This is a genomic window from Paraburkholderia sp. SECH4, from assembly GCF_030511745.1.
GTDB lineage: Bacteria > Pseudomonadota > Gammaproteobacteria > Burkholderiales > Burkholderiaceae > Paraburkholderia > Paraburkholderia madseniana.
This window is the reverse complement of sequence record NZ_JALOCP010000003.1, coordinates 130,999-147,073: the sequence shown is the minus strand read 5'-3', so window position 1 is coordinate 147,073 and position 16,075 is coordinate 130,999. Positions and strand designations below refer to the sequence as shown.

The 16,075-nt window shown below is 59.8% G+C and carries 14 protein-coding genes; 6 read left to right on the top strand and 8 right to left on the bottom strand.

Annotated elements, in window-relative coordinates; genetic code table 11:
* Positions 1-14 precede the first annotated feature (14 nt).
* The 7 genes from gltA to M0D67_RS06090 all read right to left on the bottom strand — a co-directional run bounded on the left by gltA (position 15) and on the right by M0D67_RS06090 (position 6,021).
* Positions 15-1,316, bottom strand: coding sequence for a citrate synthase (gene gltA, locus M0D67_RS06120; RefSeq protein WP_028196113.1), 1,302 nt, complete (start codon positions 1,314-1,316; stop codon positions 15-17).
* A gap of 92 nt (positions 1,317-1,408) precedes the next feature.
* Positions 1,409-1,681, bottom strand: a complete 273-nt coding sequence (locus tag M0D67_RS06115; protein WP_097397112.1) for a succinate dehydrogenase assembly factor 2 — start codon at positions 1,679-1,681, stop codon at positions 1,409-1,411.
* A gap of 84 nt (positions 1,682-1,765) precedes the next feature.
* Positions 1,766-2,470, bottom strand: a complete 705-nt coding sequence (locus M0D67_RS06110; protein ID WP_054034792.1) for a succinate dehydrogenase iron-sulfur subunit — start codon at positions 2,468-2,470, stop codon at positions 1,766-1,768.
* A gap of 24 nt (positions 2,471-2,494) precedes the next feature.
* Positions 2,495-4,270 carry a succinate dehydrogenase flavoprotein subunit gene (gene sdhA, locus M0D67_RS06105; RefSeq protein ID WP_093634934.1) on the bottom strand — a complete coding sequence of 592 codons (1,776 nt, stop codon included), beginning with the start codon at positions 4,268-4,270 and terminating at the stop codon, positions 2,495-2,497.
* Positions 4,271-4,274: 4 nt separating this feature from the next.
* Positions 4,275-4,643, bottom strand: a complete 369-nt coding sequence (sdhD, locus tag M0D67_RS06100; RefSeq protein WP_054034791.1) for a succinate dehydrogenase, hydrophobic membrane anchor protein — start codon at positions 4,641-4,643, stop codon at positions 4,275-4,277.
* Positions 4,644-4,646: 3 nt separating this feature from the next.
* Complete coding sequence (sdhC, locus tag M0D67_RS06095; RefSeq protein ID WP_054034790.1) at positions 4,647-5,063, bottom strand: succinate dehydrogenase, cytochrome b556 subunit; 417 nt, start codon at positions 5,061-5,063, stop codon at positions 4,647-4,649.
* Between the two features lie 157 nt (positions 5,064-5,220).
* Positions 5,221-6,021 carry a GntR family transcriptional regulator gene (locus M0D67_RS06090; RefSeq protein WP_154557954.1) on the bottom strand — a complete coding sequence of 267 codons (801 nt, stop codon included), beginning with the start codon at positions 6,019-6,021 and terminating at the stop codon, positions 5,221-5,223.
* A 505-nt stretch (positions 6,022-6,526) separates the two neighbouring features.
* On the opposite strand from M0D67_RS06090, the gene M0D67_RS06085 reads away from it, so the two are divergent.
* From M0D67_RS06085 to acnA, 6 genes are all read left to right on the top strand, one after another.
* Positions 6,527-7,510 (top strand): malate dehydrogenase, encoded by a 984-nt coding sequence (locus M0D67_RS06085; protein WP_154557955.1) that lies wholly within the window; start codon positions 6,527-6,529, stop codon positions 7,508-7,510.
* A gap of 228 nt (positions 7,511-7,738) precedes the next feature.
* Positions 7,739-8,752 carry a CoA ester lyase gene (locus M0D67_RS06080; RefSeq protein ID WP_266237880.1) on the top strand — a complete coding sequence of 338 codons (1,014 nt, stop codon included), beginning with the start codon at positions 7,739-7,741 and terminating at the stop codon, positions 8,750-8,752.
* Between the two features lie 163 nt (positions 8,753-8,915).
* Entirely contained in the window at positions 8,916-10,103 is a 1,188-nt protein-coding gene (gene prpC / locus M0D67_RS06075) for a 2-methylcitrate synthase (RefSeq protein ID WP_266237878.1), read from the top strand.
* A 105-nt stretch (positions 10,104-10,208) separates the two neighbouring features.
* Complete coding sequence (locus M0D67_RS06070) at positions 10,209-10,706, top strand: hypothetical protein (RefSeq protein WP_266237876.1); 498 nt, start codon at positions 10,209-10,211, stop codon at positions 10,704-10,706.
* A 25-nt stretch (positions 10,707-10,731) separates the two neighbouring features.
* Complete coding sequence (locus tag M0D67_RS06065) at positions 10,732-12,183, top strand: bifunctional 2-methylcitrate dehydratase/aconitate hydratase (RefSeq protein WP_266237873.1); 1,452 nt, start codon at positions 10,732-10,734, stop codon at positions 12,181-12,183.
* Between the two features lie 40 nt (positions 12,184-12,223).
* A complete protein-coding gene (gene acnA, locus M0D67_RS06060; RefSeq protein WP_054034783.1) occupies positions 12,224-14,941 on the top strand; it encodes an aconitate hydratase AcnA in 2,718 nt (905 codons plus the stop codon).
* A 233-nt stretch (positions 14,942-15,174) separates the two neighbouring features.
* Here acnA and M0D67_RS06055 read toward each other — a convergent pair whose 3' ends face one another.
* A complete protein-coding gene (locus M0D67_RS06055; protein ID WP_266237870.1) occupies positions 15,175-16,035 on the bottom strand; it encodes a 2OG-Fe(II) oxygenase in 861 nt (286 codons plus the stop codon).
* Positions 16,036-16,075 lie beyond the last annotated feature (40 nt).

Sequence of the window (16,075 nt, the reverse complement as noted above, 5' to 3'; positions counted from 1 at the left end):
AAACTCAACCCCGATCAACGTTGCGCAATCGGCTTCGCTTCACGTTGCGTATCGCCGATGAACAGTTGACGCGGACGGCCAATCTTCTGTTCCGGATCGGCGATCATTTCGTTCCACTGTGCAATCCAGCCGACCGTACGTGCCATCGCGAAGATGCACGTGAACATCGACGTCGGGATGCCCAGTGCACGTTGCACGATGCCCGAGTAGAAGTCGACGTTCGGGTACAGCTTGCGCGACACAAAGTATTCGTCTTCCAGTGCGATCTTTTCCAGCGCCATAGCCAGCTTGAACAGCGGGTCGTCGTGCAGACCCAGTTCTTCCAGCACTTCGTGGCAGGTTTCGCGCATCAGCTTCGCACGCGGATCGTAGTTCTTGTAGACGCGGTGACCGAAGCCCATCAGCTTCACGCCCGAGTTCTTGTCCTTCACCTGCTTGATGAACTCAGGAATATTGTCGACCGAGCCGATTTCTTCCAGCATGTTCAGTGCGGCTTCGTTCGCGCCACCGTGCGCCGGGCCCCACAGGCAAGCGATACCGGCTGCGATACACGCGAACGGGTTAGCGCCCGACGAACCCGCCAGACGAACCGTCGACGTCGACGCATTCTGTTCGTGGTCAGCGTGCAGGATCAGGATACGGTCCAGCGCGCGCACCAGCACGTCGTTGACCTTGTACTCTTCGCACGGGTTCGAGAACATCATGTGCATGAAGTTCGCGCTGTACGACAGGTCATTCTTCGGGTACGCAAACGGCTGGCCGATGCTGTACTTGTACGCCATCGCGACGAGAGTAGGCAACTTCGCGATCATGCGAATGGCCGACACTTCACGGTGACGCGGATTGTTGATGTCGAGCGAGTCGTGATAGAACGCCGACAGCGCGCCGACTGCAGCGACCAGAATCGCCATCGGGTGCGCGTCGCGACGGAAGCCACGGAAGAAGAAGTGCATTTGCTCATGCACCATCGTGTGCTTCGTGACGGTGTTCACGAACTCGTCTTTCTGCTGCGCGTTCGGCAGTTCGCCCTTCAGCAGCAGATAGCAGGTTTCGAGGAAGTCGGCGTTTTGCGCGAGGTTGTCGATCGGGTAGCCGCGATACAGCAGCTCGCCCTTGTCACCGTCGATGTACGTGATCGCCGAATTGCACGCCGCCGTCGACATAAAGCCCGGGTCGTACGTGAACTTGCCGGTCTGGCCGTACAGTTTGCGGATGTCGATCACGTCCGGGCCGAGAGTGCCCTTGTAAATCGGCATTTCAACGCTCGGCGAATTGTCGCTGAACGATAGCGTGGCTTTAACATCTGACGGGGTCATAGCACATCCTCAATCGAAGTATGGAAACAGGGTTTCGATAATTTGCACGCCTTGGAACAACGGACAAGCGGCGCTCAAGACGTTAGCGGCGCTCAAGCATTCCGCAACAGCTCCAGCACCCGGATCACATCCGGGTCGGCAAGTTCGCCTTCCGGTTCCTTGCGAACGAGCAGCAAGTCCATCAGGTCGTTATCGCTCAGCTCGAGCAGGCGCGTGAGAGCGCCTACATCGGCATCGCTGAGGTCATGCTCATATCGGCTGAAAAAACGTTCAAAGATCAGATCGTTTTCCAGCAGGCCCCGCCGCGCGCGCCAGCGAAGGCGCGCGCGGCGGAGAGGGTCGGACTGATGCGATGTTTCGTTCATGTCAGTACGCGCCGGGCCGCCCCAAGCGTACTGACCGCCCCCTCGGGGGGCAGCGAACGATAGGGAGCGTGGGGGCTGTTCATATCAAACAGCGCGGCGAACCATCAATTCCTTGATCTTGCCAATCGCCTTGGTCGGGTTCAGGCCCTTCGGGCAGACGTCGACGCAATTCATGATCGTATGGCAACGGAACAGACGGTACGGATCTTCCAGGTTGTCGAGGCGCTCACCCGTCGCTTCGTCGCGGCTATCCGCGATGAAACGATAGGCTTGCAACAGGCCAGCCGGGCCGACGAACTTGTCCGGATTCCACCAGAAGCTCGGGCACGACGTAGAGCAGCTAGCGCACAGAATACATTCGTACAGGCCGTCGAGCTCGTCGCGTTCTTCCGGCGACTGCAGACGTTCCTTTTCCGGCGGCGGCGTATCGTTGATCAGGTACGGCTTGATCGAGTGATACTGGTTGAAGAACTGCGTGAAGTCGCAGATCAGGTCGCGCACGACGGGCAGGCCCGGCAGCGGACGCAGCACGATCTTCTGCGGCAGGTCGTTCATGTTCTGCAAGCAGGCCAGACCATTCTTGCCGTTGATGTTCATCGCGTCCGAACCGCACACGCCTTCGCGGCACGAACGGCGGAACGACAAAGTTTCGTCCATCGCTTTCAGCTTGAGCAGTGCATCGAGCAGCATGCGTTCGTGCGAGTCGATTTCGATCTCGTACGTTTGCATGCGCGGCGCCGCATCCTTGTCCGGATCGTAGCGGTAAATTTCAAATGTACGCTTGGCCATTTCTGAATTCCTTTGACTTGTGCCTTAGAAGGTACGCGCTTTCGGCGGTACCGATTCGACCGTCAGCGGTTGCATTTGAACCGGCTTGTAGTCGAGGCGATCGCCTTCGCTGAACCACAGCGTATGGCGCAGCCAGTTTTCGTCGTCGCGATGTTCGAAGTCGTCTTGCGCGTGCGCGCCGCGGCTTTCCTTGCGCGCTTCGGCGGAAACCATCGTGGCGCGGGCCACTTCGATCAGGTTCTCCACTTCCAGCGCTTCGATACGTGCCGTGTTGAACACCTTCGACTTGTCTTTCAGGTAGATGTTGTCGACACGGTCAGCCACTTCGCGAATCCGCTCGACACCTTCGGCCAGCAGCTTCGACGTGCGGAACACACCGGCGTGCGCCTGCATCGTGGAGCGGATGTCGGCAGCAACGGTCTGCGAGTATTCGCCCGACGTGGACTTGTCCAGCTTGTTCAGACGCGCCAGCGAGAAATCGCCTGCGTCGGCCGGCAGCGGCTTGTGTTCCTTGATGTCCTTCACGTGCTTGACGATGTGATTGCCGGCCGCGCGGCCGAACACCACCAGGTCGAGCAGCGAGTTCGTGCCGAGACGGTTTGCGCCGTGCACCGACACGCACGAGCATTCGCCCACTGCGTAGAAACCGTTGACGACTTCCTTGTGATCCCGCGACGTGCCAACGACCTGGCCGTTGATGTTCGTCGGGATACCGCCCATCTGATAGTGGATGGTCGGCACAACCGGAATCGGCTCTTTAATACAGTCGACGTTCGCGAATTTCATGGCGATTTCGCGGATCGACGGCAGACGCTTCATGATCGTCTCAGCGCCGATGTGCGACAGGTCGAGCAGCACGTGGTCCTTGTTCGGACCCACGCCGCGGCCTTCCTTGATTTCCTGGTCCATCGAACGCGAAACGAAGTCGCGCGGCGCCAGATCCTTCAGCGTCGGTGCGTAGCGTTCCATGAAACGCTCGCCGTTCGAGTTACGCAGAATGCCGCCTTCGCCACGCACGCCTTCGGTAATCAGCACGCCCGCGCCGGCCACGCCGGTGGGGTGGAATTGCCAGAATTCCATGTCTTGCAGTGCGATACCCGAACGCGCAGCCATGCCCAGGCCGTCACCGGTGTTGATGAACGCGTTCGTGGATGCTGCGAAGATCCGGCCCGCGCCGCCCGTAGCGAACAGCGTGGTCTTGCCTTCGAGGATATAAACGTCGCCGGTTTCCATTTCCAGCGCGGTCACGCCAAGCACGTCGCCGTCGGCGTCGCGGATCAGATCCAGCGCCATCCATTCGACGAAAAACTGCGTCTTGGCAGCCACGTTTTGCTGGTACAGCGTGTGCAGCAGCGCGTGACCCGTACGGTCAGCGGCCGCGCAAGCGCGTTGCACCGGCTTTTCGCCGTAGTTGGCGGTGTGGCCGCCGAACGGGCGTTGGTAAATCGTGCCGTCAGCGTTGCGGTCAAACGGCATGCCGAAGTGTTCGAGCTCGTACACGGCGTTCGGTGCTTCACGGCACATGAACTCGATCGCGTCCTGGTCGCCGAGCCAGTCGGAACCCTTGATCGTGTCGTAGAAGTGATAGTGCCAATTGTCTTCGCTCATGTTGCCGAGCGAGGCGCCGATGCCGCCTTGGGCAGCGACCGTGTGCGAACGCGTCGGGAACACCTTGGACAGCACGCAAACCGACAGACCGGCGCGCGCGAGTTGCAGCGAAGCGCGCATCCCCGAGCCGCCTGCGCCGACGATAACCACGTCAAACTTGCGACGCGGCAGAGAATTCTTGATTGCAGCCATTCTTTTACACTCTCCAGAGAATCTGCGCAGCGTAGCCCGCACATGCGAGCAGCCAGACGATCGTCAGCGCTTGAAGAAACAGGCGCGTGCCAACGGGCTTCACATAGTCCATCCAGATGTCGCGGATACCAACCCACGCGTGATAGAACAGCGACAGCAGCGTGACAAACGTGGCGAGCTTCATCCATTGCGTTGCAAAGATCGAGGCCCAACCGTCATACGAAAAATCGCGCGCGCCGAAGAACCACGCGAGCAGGATCACCGTGTAGACGGCCATGATGCAGGCGGTGATGCGCTGGGCGAGCCAGTCGCGCAGGCCGTAATGTGCGCCGACGACGAGACGCTTCGGACCGATTCGGTTATTAGCTGCCATTTTTTAGAATGCTCCGAAGAGTTTGAGCGCGAAAGCAATCGTCAGAAGCGACGAAACGACCAGCACCACGATGGAGGTTTGCTTGCCCTTCTCTTTAGTCGTGAGACCGTGGCTCGTGTCCATGAACAGGTGACGGACACCGGCGCAGAAGTGGAACAGGAAGGCCCACGCGAGAACGAGCGTGATGAGCTTGACGATGATGTTGGAGAGGAAGCCCTTGAAGACTTCGAAACTAAGTTCGGAAGTCAGGCTCTGATCGAAGAGGTACAGCAGGAACGGAAGAAAAACAAAAAGCAGCCCACCGCTTAAGCGATGCAAGATCGACACACGCCCCGCTAGCGGGAGACGGTATGCCGTCAAAATCTGCCCGATACCGATGTTCCGGAATTCCGGCCTCGGTTTTTTTACGGCTTCAGCCATGCTAGACCCCTACTATGTAGTCACACTAATCCGCAATTTTAGCGCCTTTTTATATCGCGCTGCAGCGAAAACCACCACAGGTCCGTTACAGCGTGCGCGATAAAGGCGCCTTCAAACAGGCGCGCGTGTGGGACGCGGCGCCCTTTTTCATCCCGATTCAGCTCAGATCGTTCTGATAGTAATACCCGGTTGTGACATACCAACCACGGCGCACCTCAACCGGCCGGTCTCCATATGTATAGGAGACGCGTTCAACCGACAGCAGCGGAAAACCCGCCGGCACATGCAGCAGGTCAGCGACTGAAGGCTCGGCTGCGACCGCGCGGATCTTCTCCGTTGCGCGGATCATGCGTGTGCCGAATTCCGTCTCGAACATTGCGTAGAGGGGACCTTTATACTCCGACAACCGCTCGAGCGTGAGCCCGCGAAACACCGCGCCGGGCAACCAGATTTCGTCGAGTACGGTGACTTCACCGTCGAACTGCAGCAAGCGCTTGATCAACACCACCGGATCGGCGGGTTTCAGATCGAGTTGCCGGGCGATGTCCGCCGAAGCGCGCAAACGCCGGCATTCAAGCAGGCGGCTGACGTGCGGATGTTCGGCGCCGTCATCGGCCAGTAATCTGAGGAAGCGAAACTGGGCGCGATCTTCGTTGTGCGTTGCAACAAAAGTACCCTTGCCCTGGCGGCGCACCAGCAGGTTGTCGGCGGCAAGCTCGTCGATCGCTTTGCGCACTGTTCCCTGACTGACCTTGAATCTGGCCGCCAATTCGACTTCACTAGGAATGATCTCGCCAGGTTTCCATTCGCCGGTTTCGAGGCTCTGCGTAATCAAGCCCTTGATCTGCTGATACAAGGGGCTGAAAGTGGGCGACGTAGCGGGCGTGGCAGCGGATACACCCTCGCCCGTGGCCCCTTGGCCGTTCGGATTCGCGGTGTTCGCCTGGTTCGAAGTCATCCGCGCATTTCATCATAAAGGGCCGGGCCGCGTCTAGGGTTTTCCCCGCAACAGATATGTCTTATATAAGACATAAGATAATGTTGACTTTGTGTCTGACGGCTCCTACACTCCTTGTCGAGCAAGGGTTTGCGGGTTTTTCGGCGGCTGTTTTGCACTGTGCAATACAGCGCCGCAGCGCACCGGCAGCCACTCTGCGCCATGCTGTTCCCACGCAGTCCAGGTTTCGATTCGCCGCCATTCGTTGGTCAGACGCTTGCCGAAACGCGCTGTTTGCAGGAGCCCGCATCGTGCAGCGGCTACCCGGCGCCAAGATGCCCCGCTCCCCGCCCGGCAGTACAGGTTTCCGGCATGGCGGTCTTGCCGCAGCGCGCCGCACAGCCTCGGCACATTCCGAGGCCGTACGCGAACAGTGAATTCCGCCGTGTTTCACAACGCTTCGCTGAACGCGCATATAGAATGGCGTTTTCCCTAGCGTCTAACGCATCGTCCTGGAGATTTCTCAATGGCTAAGCCCGCAAAGCGCGTTGCCGTCACCGGCGCCGCAGGTCAAATCGCTTACTCCCTACTGTTCCGCATCGCCAATGGCGATCTGCTCGGTAAGGACCAGCCGGTTGTCCTGCAACTGCTCGACCTGCCGCAAGCGCAAGGCGCCGTCAAAGGCGTCGTGATGGAACTGGATGATTGCGCATTCCCGCTGCTGTCGGGTGTCGTGATCACTGACGACCCGAAGGTTGCATTCAAGGATGCAGACGTTGCCCTGCTGGTCGGCGCACGTCCGCGTTCGAAAGGCATGGAGCGTAAAGACCTGCTGTCGGCAAACGCCGAAATCTTCACGGTTCAGGGCAAAGCGCTGAACGAAGTCGCCAGCCGCGACGTGAAGGTGCTGGTGGTCGGCAACCCGGCCAACACGAATGCCTACATCGCGATGAAGTCGGCGCCGGATCTGCCGAAGAAGAACTTCACCGCCATGCTGCGCCTCGACCACAACCGCGCGCTGTCGCAACTGGCCGCCAAGTCGGGCAAGCCGGTCGCTTCGATCGAAAAGCTGGCTGTGTGGGGCAACCACTCGCCGACCATGTACCCGGACTTCCGCGTTGCAACGGCAGAAGGTCAAGACCTGACCAAGCTGATCAACGACGAAGAATGGAACCGCAACACGTTCATCCCGACCGTCGGCAAGCGCGGTGCAGCAATCATCGAAGCGCGCGGCCTGTCGTCGGCAGCGTCGGCAGCTAACGCTGCAATCGACCACGTGCGCGACTGGGTGCTCGGCACGAACGGCAAGTGGGTCACCATGGGTATCCCGTCGGACGGTTCGTATGGCATTCCGGAAGACATCATCTACGGTGTGCCGGTTACGTGCGAAAACGGCGAGTACAAGCGCGTTGAAGGTCTGGCAATCGACGCGTTCTCGCGCGAAAAGATGGACGGCACGCTGAATGAGCTGCTCGAAGAGCGCGAAGGCGTTCAACACCTGCTCGGCTAAGCGCTAGATGCAGACGAACCGGAACTCCGTGGCTTCATCGCGGCGGGTTCCGGTTTTTTACGTGCGAATGCTGGTACGTCCCGCGAAATTGCGGTTCACGTCGCAATTTGTCGTGCCAGTATTCGCCTCTGATTCGAACGCGCTTTGCCCCATGGCTTGTTGATCGCCGAGCAGAACGCGTCCGAATCCGATTTACCCACCCGACCACCCAGAATCCTGACGCCGAAGATGCGCGCCCTCACACCCGCCGAAGTGCTGTTTGACGGCGAAGTGCCGCCCGCTGTGCTGCCTGCCTGCGATCACTACGCCGGCAGCGAGAAGCTGATGCTGAAATCACTGGCATTGCAGCAGCAACTCGGCCCGGTGTTCGACATCACGCTCGATTGTGAAGACGGCGCGCAGGTCGGCCGCGAAGCGGAACACGCCGAGCTGGTCGCGTCGCTGCTGGGCAGCGAGCATGACCGCTTTGGCCGCGTCGGCGTGCGAATTCACGACTTCGATCACGCGCACTGGCGTGACGACGTCCGCCTCATTCTGCGCGCTGCAAAGCGAGCGCCTGCTTACATCACCCTGCCAAAGATCCGCAACGTCCCCGATGCCGCCGAAATGGTCGCGTTCATCGAGGCGACGCGGCACGAACTCGGCATTGCGCAGCCTGTGCCCGTGCAACTGCTGGTCGAAACGCATGGCGCGTTGACGCGCGTGTTCGATCTGGCTTCGCTCCCCGGCGTCGAGGCGTTGAGCTTCGGCCTGATGGACTTCGTTTCCGCGCACGACGGCGCGATTCCCGATACCGCCATGCGCTCGCCCGGCCAGTTCGATCATCCGCTGGTGCGGCGCGCGAAACTTGAGATTTCGGCGGCCTGCCACGCGTATGGCAAGGTGCCGTCGCATAACGTCAGCACCGAAGTGCGCGACATGAGCGTGGTTGCAAACGACGCCGCCCGCGCCCGCAACGAGTTCGGCTACACGCGCATGTGGAGCATCCATCCGGCGCAGATCGAAGCGATCGTCGCTGCATTTGCTCCGCGCGACGAAGAAATCGTCACTGCTACCGAAATTCTGCTGGCTGCACAGTCGGCGCAATGGGGACCGACGCGCTATCACGACACGCTGCACGACCGGGCGAGCTATCGCTACTACTGGTCAGTGCTACGTCGCGCGCAATCCACCGGCCGCGCCGTCCCGCAAGACGCTGCGCCGCTCTTCACGATAGTGGGCGCTAACGGGCAAGCCGCATGATGAGCACGATGGCCAATGCACCAGCCGGCGTGGCAGCGCTGGGAGGCGCCCTCGCATGGCGCCGTACAAGCGAATCAGAGCAACGTCTCGCGCAGCAGGAAACAGACGTCGAATGCGTGGTTCAAGCGGAAACAATGAGCAGGCACAAAGGAGATTGCGGGAGATGAGCGAGACGACGCAAACCGCCGGTGCACAAGGCGAGAACGAACCTAAAAGCGGCTTCAAACCGAAGAAATCCGTTGCGCTGTCCGGCGTGACGGCTGGCAACACCGCGCTGTGCACGGTCGGCAAGACCGGCAACGATCTGCACTACCGCGGCTACGACATTCTCGACATCGCCGGTGCATGCGAATTCGAAGAAATCGCATATCTGCTGGTCCACGAAAAGCTGCCGACGCAGTCCGAGCTGACCGCCTACAAGACGAAGCTCAAGGCGCTGCGCGGTTTGCCCGCGAACGTCAAAGCCGCGCTGGAATGGATTCCGGCCGCCGCGCACCCGATGGATGTGATGCGCACTGGCGTGTCGGTGCTCGGCACCGTGCTGCCTGAGAAAGACGACCACAACCTGCCGGGCGCACGCGACATCGCCGACAAGCTGATGGCCTCGCTCGGTTCGATGCTGCTGTACTGGTACCACTACTCGCACAACGGCAAGCGCATCGAAGTCGAAACCGATGACGACTCGATCGGCGGTCACTTCCTGCACCTGCTGCACGGTGTGGAACCGTCGAAGGCATGGGTCGACGCGATGCACGTGTCGCTGAACCTGTACGCCGAGCATGAATTCAACGCGTCGACGTTCGCCGGCCGTGTGATCGCGGGCACAGGATCGGACATCTACTCGGCGATTACCGGTGCAATCGGTGCGCTGCGCGGCCCGAAACACGGCGGCGCGAACGAAGCCGCGTTCGAGATCCAGTCGCGCTATCAGACGCCGGATGAGGCCGAAGCCGATATCCGCAAGCGCGTCGAAAACAAGGAAGTGGTGATCGGTTTCGGTCACCCGGTGTACACGATCTCCGATCCGCGCAACAAGGTCATCAAGGAAGTCGCGAAGAAGCTGTCGAAGGAAGCGGGCAACCTGAAGCTGTTCAATATCGCCGAGCGACTTGAAACAGTGATGGCAGATGTGAAAAAGATGTTTCCAAATCTCGACTGGTTCAGCGCCGTTTCGTATCACATGATGGGCGTGCCGACGGCGATGTTCACCCCTCTGTTCGTGATCTCCCGCACCGCAGGCTGGAGCGCGCACATTATCGAGCAGCGGATCGACAACAAGATCATCCGTCCGAGCGCAAATTACACCGGTCCCGAGAATTTGAAGTACGTGCCGCTAAATAGGAGAAAATAGCGGTCGCTGTGCGCTTTCATAGCGCGTGCAGTTCAACCCTCGCGGTCGCCAGGACCGGTAGCCCGCGTACTGTTCAACTGAAATTAGATAGAAAGGTTCTCCTCCATGAATAAGCTGTTGATTGCCGCCGTAATCGGCGCTTTGTCCACGACGATGCTGACCGTTGCGACGGACGCCGCTGCACAAACCACAACCACGCCGGCTGCCAAGGCTGTGCCGAAGAAGCCGCAACCGAAGCGCCTGATCAAGCGCAAACCGAATCCGGCCAAGGAAGCGAAGGTTGATCCGGTACCGGAAGGCGCGGAAAAGTGGTCGTGCAACGAAGGTCTGGCATTCGACCTGAAGGGCGACATGAAGCGTGACCAGATCGTCACGGTTCACTGGGCGAACAAAAACTACAATCTCCCGCGCGAAGCGACCACCACGGGCGCGGACCGCTTCCACGACGCAGCAACGGGTATGGACCTGGTCGTGATCCCGACGAAGGCGATGTTGTTCTCGGATAAGGACAGCTCGCGTCTGGCCGACGAATGCAAGACGGCAGCCATGGTGCAAGGCGCACCGGCCCCGACGCAATCGAACGCGATCAACAAGACCAACTAATCCGTTACATCAGGAAAGCTCCCCGATGTCCGCTCCGATTTCCAACGTGCGACCCGACCCGGACCCAGTCCTGGTCGATATCGTCGATTACGTACTGGATTTCCCGATCGACAGCCCGCTCGCGCTGGACACCGCGCGTAACTGCCTGATCGATACGCTCGGTTGCGGACTCGAGGCGCTCACCTACCCGGCCTGCACCAAGCTGATGGGACCGATCGTGCCGGGCACGATCGTCCCCAATGGCGCGAAGGTGCCGGGCACGTCGTTCCAGCTAGACCCGGTTCAGGCCGCCTTCAACATCGGCGCAATGATCCGCTGGCTGGACTTCAACGACACCTGGCTGGCTGCCGAATGGGGCCATCCGTCGGATAACCTCGGCGGGATTCTGGCGACGGCCGACTGGCTCTCGCGCAGTGCCATCGCAGCGGGCAAGAAGCCGCTGACGATGAAAGACGTGTTGATCGGCATGATCAAGGCGCACGAAATTCAAGGCTGTATCGCGCTCGAAAACTCGTTCAACAAGGTCGGGCTCGATCATGTGTTGCTCGTGAAGCTGGCTTCCACCGCTGTGGTCGGCCAATTGATCGGTTTGACGCGCGATGAGTTGATCAACGCAGTATCGCAGGCGTTTGTCGATGGGCATGCGCTGCGCACCTATCGCCACGCGCCGAATACCGGCTCGCGCAAGTCGTGGGCCGCGGGCGACGCGACTTCGCGTGCCGTGCGGCTCGCGCTGATCGCGAAGACCGGCGAGATGGGCTATCCGTCGGTGCTGACCGCGAAGACGTGGGGCTTTTACGATGTCCTGTTCAAGGGCAATGAGTTCAAGTTCCAACGCCCGTACGGCTCGTACGTGATGGAGAACGTGCTGTTCAAGATCTCGTTCCCGGCTGAATTCCACGCGCAGACGGCGGTGGAAGCGGCGATGACGCTGCATGCGCAATTGCAGAACGCAGGCAAGCGCTTCGAAGACATCAGCAAGATCACGATCCGCACCCACGAAGCCGCGATCCGCATCATCGATAAGAAAGGTCCCCTGAATAATCCGGCCGACCGCGATCACTGCATTCAATACATGATCGCCGTGCCGTTGATCCATGGCCGCCTGACGGCCTCGGATTATGAAGATTCGATCGCGCAGGACGCGCGTATCGATGTGCTGCGCGCCAAGATGGAGTGTGTCGAAGACGCGCAGTTCACGAAGGATTACCACGATCCAGAGAAGCGTTCGATCGCCAATGCACTGACGGTCGAATTCAACGACGGGTCGACGTTCGACGAAGTTGTAGTCGAATACCCGATCGGTCACAAGCGTCGTCGCGAAGACGGGATTCCGTTGCTGGTCGAGAAGCTCAAGACCAACCTCGCGCGCCGCTTTCCGGTCAAGCAACAACTGGCGATTCTCGATGTGTCGCTGGATCAGGCAAGGCTCGAAGCCATGCCGGTCAATGAATACGTCGATTTGTACGTCATCTAGTTAAGTACTGTAGTTCCGCGATCAAACCAAGGAAAACACCATGGCCCACAACCTCCACAAAACGCTCAAGGAATTCGACAGCGGTTCCGGCAAAGGCAAGTTCTACTCCCTGCCGCAACTCGGCAAGGCACTGAACATCAAGATCGACCGCCTGCCGGTTTCGATCCGTATCGTGCTGGAATCGGTGCTGCGTAACTACGACGGCAAGAAGATCGCCGAAGAACACATCGAGCAACTCGCGAACTGGAAGCCGACCGCTGCGCGCGTCGACGAAATCCCGTTCGTCGTGTCGCGCGTCGTGCTGCAAGACTTTACCGGCGTGCCGCTGCTCGCCGACATCGCTGCAATGCGCGGTGTCGCGAAACACATGGGCAAGGATCCGAAGTCGATCGAACCGCTGGTCCCGGTTGATCTGGTGGTCGATCACTCGGTGCAGATCGATCACTTCCGCGAAAAGAACGCGCTCGATCTGAACATGAAACTGGAATTCCAGCGCAACAACGAGCGCTACCAGTTCATGAAGTGGGGCATGCAGGCATTCGACACGTTCAAGGTCGTGCCGCCGGGCGTCGGTATCGTTCACCAGGTGAACCTGGAATACCTCGCACGCGGCGTGCACAAGAAGGCCGAAGGCGCGGACACCGTGTACTACCCGGATTCGCTGGTCGGCACCGACAGCCACACCACCATGATCAACGGTATCGGCGTGGTGGGCTGGGGCGTGGGCGGTATCGAAGCTGAAGCCGGCATGCTCGGCCAGCCGGTGTACTTCCTGACGCCGGACGTGGTGGGCGTCGAACTGAAGGGCAAGCTGCGCGAAGGCCTGACGGCGACCGACCTGGTCCTGACCGTGACGGAACTGCTGCGTAAGGAAAAGGTTGTCGGCAAGTTCGTCGAGTTCTTCGGTGAAGGCACGAAGTCGCTGTCGCTGCCGGACCGCGCAACGATCGGCAACATGGCGCCGGAATACGGCGCAACGATGGGCTTCTTCCCGGTCGACGAAAAAACCATCGACTACTTCAAGGGCACGGGCCGCACCGACGCAGAAATCTCCGCCTTCGAAAACTACTTCAAGGCGCAGGGTCTGTTCGGTATTCCGAAGGCTGGCCAGATCGACTACACGAAGGTCGTCACGCTGGATCTCGGCACGGTAACGCCGTCGCTGGCAGGTCCGAAGCGCCCGCAAGACCGTATCGAAATCGGTCACGTGAAGTCGACCTTCAGCGACCTGTTCTCGAAGCCGGTGGCAGAAAACGGCTTTGCGAAGAAGTCGGAAGACCTCGACGCGCAATACACGACGAGCAACGGCGTCGACGTGAAGAACGGCGACATCCTGATCGCCGCGATCACGTCGTGCACGAACACGTCGAACCCGAGCGTGCTGCTGGCTGCTGGTCTGCTGGCCAAGAAGGCTGTGGAAGCCGGCCTGACGGTCGCGCCGCACATCAAGACCTCGCTGGCTCCGGGATCGCGTATCGTCACGGAATACCTGACGAAGACCGACTTGATGAAGTACCTCGACAAGCTCGGTTTCACGCTGGCCGCTTACGGTTGCACGACCTGTATCGGTAACGCGGGCGACCTGACGCCGGAACTGAACGAAGCGATCACGAAGAACGACATCGTCGCGGCTGCGGTGCTGTCGGGCAACCGTAACTTCGAAGCGCGTATTCACCCGAACATCCGCGCGAACTTCCTGGCCTCGCCGCCGCTAGTTGTGGCTTACGCGATCGCCGGCAACATCACGCGCGACCTGATGACCGAACCGGTCGGCAAGGGCAAGGGCGGCAAGGACATCTACCTGGGCGACATTTGGCCGACCAGCGAAGAAGTCAACGAACTGCTCAAGTTCGCGCTGGACGCCGACGCGTTCCGTAAGAACTACGCATCGCTGACCAAGAAGGGCGACCTGTGGAGCAAGATCGAAGGCGAAGAAGGCCAGGTCTACGACTGGCCGAAGTCGACCTACATCGCTGAGCCGCCGTTCTTCGGCAAGGACTTCTCGATGACGCCGGCCGACAGCATCGCTCCGGTCAAGGGCGCACGCGCACTGGGCATCTTCGGTGACTCGGTCACGACCGACCACATCAGCCCGGCAGGCTCGATCAAGGAAGACTCGCCGGCAGGCAAGTGGCTGAAGGCAAACGGCGTGCAGAAGGCCGACTTCAACAGCTACGGCTCGCGCCGCGGCAACCACGACGTGATGATGCGCGGCACGTTCGCGAACGTCCGGATCAAGAACCTGATGATCCCGGCGAAGGCAGACGGCACGCGTGTTGAAGGCGGCCTGACGATTCACCAGCCGAGCGGTGAGCAAGAGTCGATCTATGACGCAGCGATGAAGTACATCGACGCGGGCACGCCGACGGTTGTGTTTGCGGGTGAAGAGTACGGTACGGGTTCTTCGCGTGACTGGGCTGCTAAGGGTACGCAACTGCTGGGCGTGAAGGCCGTGGTCGCACGCAGTTTCGAGCGGATTCACCGTTCGAACCTGGTCGGCATGGGCGTGCTGCCGCTGCAGTTCAAGGGCTCGGATAGCGTGCAATCGCTCGGTATCACCGGCGAAGAAACGTACGACATCGAAGGCCTAGGCGCTGACTTCAAGCCGCAGCAAGAAGTGACGCTGGTGATTCGCGGTAAGGACGGCAAGGAGAAGCGCGTGCAGGTTCTGCTGCGTATCGATACGCCGATCGAAGTGGACTACTACAAGCACGGCGGGATTCTGCCGTTCGTGTTGCGTTCGCTGCTGGCTGCTTAAGGTACTAGGTAGCGTATGCAGTAACTGCAGGTTGTTTTGCAGGTGCTGCGTCCTTGTGGAAGGACGCAGCCGATTTGAGAGCCCGGCTTTGGCCGGGCTTTTTTTATTTGCGCGTTAGACGGCGGTTTGGGCTTGGCTAACTACTACTTACCCTTGTTGGATTAGGCACGCGGGTGTAAAGCAGCAGGTAAGCTAGCCTCACCTTAACAACGCCGCTAATTGACGCTCATTCGTCAGCGCCCGGTGCGACTGGCCAGCGGGCGCTCCGTGACCCACTTTGTCACGATCCACTTCTCTCCGGCCAGTACCGGCGCCCCCGCATGCAAGGTCAACGCATCCAGTTGCCGCAGCTCGTTCATATAGCGGAAATACAAGGCTCCGCCTTGCTTTGCGGCAACCGATAGTCCCAGCAGGGGAAATTGAGTGGCGCCGCCTTTGGGCACATCGTTCAGGTAGACGATGAGCGTAGCAACCCGTTGGCCGCCATCTTTACCGCGAGCGATGGCACCCGGTTGTTGTGGTGAGTAGTAGTCGTGATGCGGCTTGTATTCACCTGTGACCTTGTAGCGCTGGACTTGCAAGGGCTCCCCATTCGCCACAGGCCAATTCATCAGGCTAGCGAAACGCTCCTCCAGGCGCTGAATGAATTTATCCTCACCTGGGAGGAACCCAGCGGTATCGCTAGTGCGAATGCTGTTGTAGGCGCCAGCGCCAGTCACTGAACGTTTGAGCCGAGGTCGCGAGCGCTCGATCACCTCGGTACACTCCTCTGCGGAAAGAACGTTGTCAAATGCGATGATTTGCGGGCGTTCGCAGCGCATCGACACGGTGACGTCTCGGTCGAAGGCGCGAATGACGTTGTCCGTTGAGACTGGGCATGCGTCGTATTGATACTCGCCTGGCCGGGTGGCTTCCACACCCATCGGAAGCGGATCTTTTGACTGGATGCCTTGGAAAGTTGCGTCAATCGCGCCACCCGCCATGTCCGGTTCAAAGCCTTCTTTGAGCATGGCATCAAACATGGATTGGGGATTACAGCCGCGGCGTGCATGGTCGGTTAGCCATTCCTCGACGGCGGGATTGATGTCTGGCATCGATATTTCTCCAATATTGAATTGGGTCGTTCCGCGCGGA

Bases quoted from the DNA above. Each gene is read 5' to 3' on its own strand.
- gltA (WP_028196113.1), bottom strand. From the start codon at position 1,316: ATGACCCCGTCAGATGTTAAAGCCACGCTATCGTTCAGCGACAATTCG.
- M0D67_RS06115 (WP_097397112.1), bottom strand. From the start codon at position 1,681: ATGAACGAAACATCGCATCAGTCCGACCCTCTCCGCCGCGCGCGCCTT.
- M0D67_RS06110 (WP_054034792.1), bottom strand. From the start codon at position 2,470: ATGGCCAAGCGTACATTTGAAATTTACCGCTACGATCCGGACAAGGAT.
- sdhA (WP_093634934.1), bottom strand. From the start codon at position 4,270: ATGGCTGCAATCAAGAATTCTCTGCCGCGTCGCAAGTTTGACGTGGTT.
- sdhD (WP_054034791.1), bottom strand. From the start codon at position 4,643: ATGGCAGCTAATAACCGAATCGGTCCGAAGCGTCTCGTCGTCGGCGCA.
- sdhC (WP_054034790.1), bottom strand. From the start codon at position 5,063: ATGGCTGAAGCCGTAAAAAAACCGAGGCCGGAATTCCGGAACATCGGT.
- M0D67_RS06090 (WP_154557954.1), bottom strand. From the start codon at position 6,021: ATGACTTCGAACCAGGCGAACACCGCGAATCCGAACGGCCAAGGGGCC.
- M0D67_RS06085 (WP_154557955.1), top strand. From the start codon at position 6,527: ATGGCTAAGCCCGCAAAGCGCGTTGCCGTCACCGGCGCCGCAGGTCAA.
- M0D67_RS06080 (WP_266237880.1), top strand. From the start codon at position 7,739: ATGCGCGCCCTCACACCCGCCGAAGTGCTGTTTGACGGCGAAGTGCCG.
- prpC (WP_266237878.1), top strand. From the start codon at position 8,916: ATGAGCGAGACGACGCAAACCGCCGGTGCACAAGGCGAGAACGAACCT.
- M0D67_RS06070 (WP_266237876.1), top strand. From the start codon at position 10,209: ATGAATAAGCTGTTGATTGCCGCCGTAATCGGCGCTTTGTCCACGACG.
- M0D67_RS06065 (WP_266237873.1), top strand. From the start codon at position 10,732: ATGTCCGCTCCGATTTCCAACGTGCGACCCGACCCGGACCCAGTCCTG.
- acnA (WP_054034783.1), top strand. From the start codon at position 12,224: ATGGCCCACAACCTCCACAAAACGCTCAAGGAATTCGACAGCGGTTCC.
- M0D67_RS06055 (WP_266237870.1), bottom strand. From the start codon at position 16,035: ATGCCAGACATCAATCCCGCCGTCGAGGAATGGCTAACCGACCATGCA.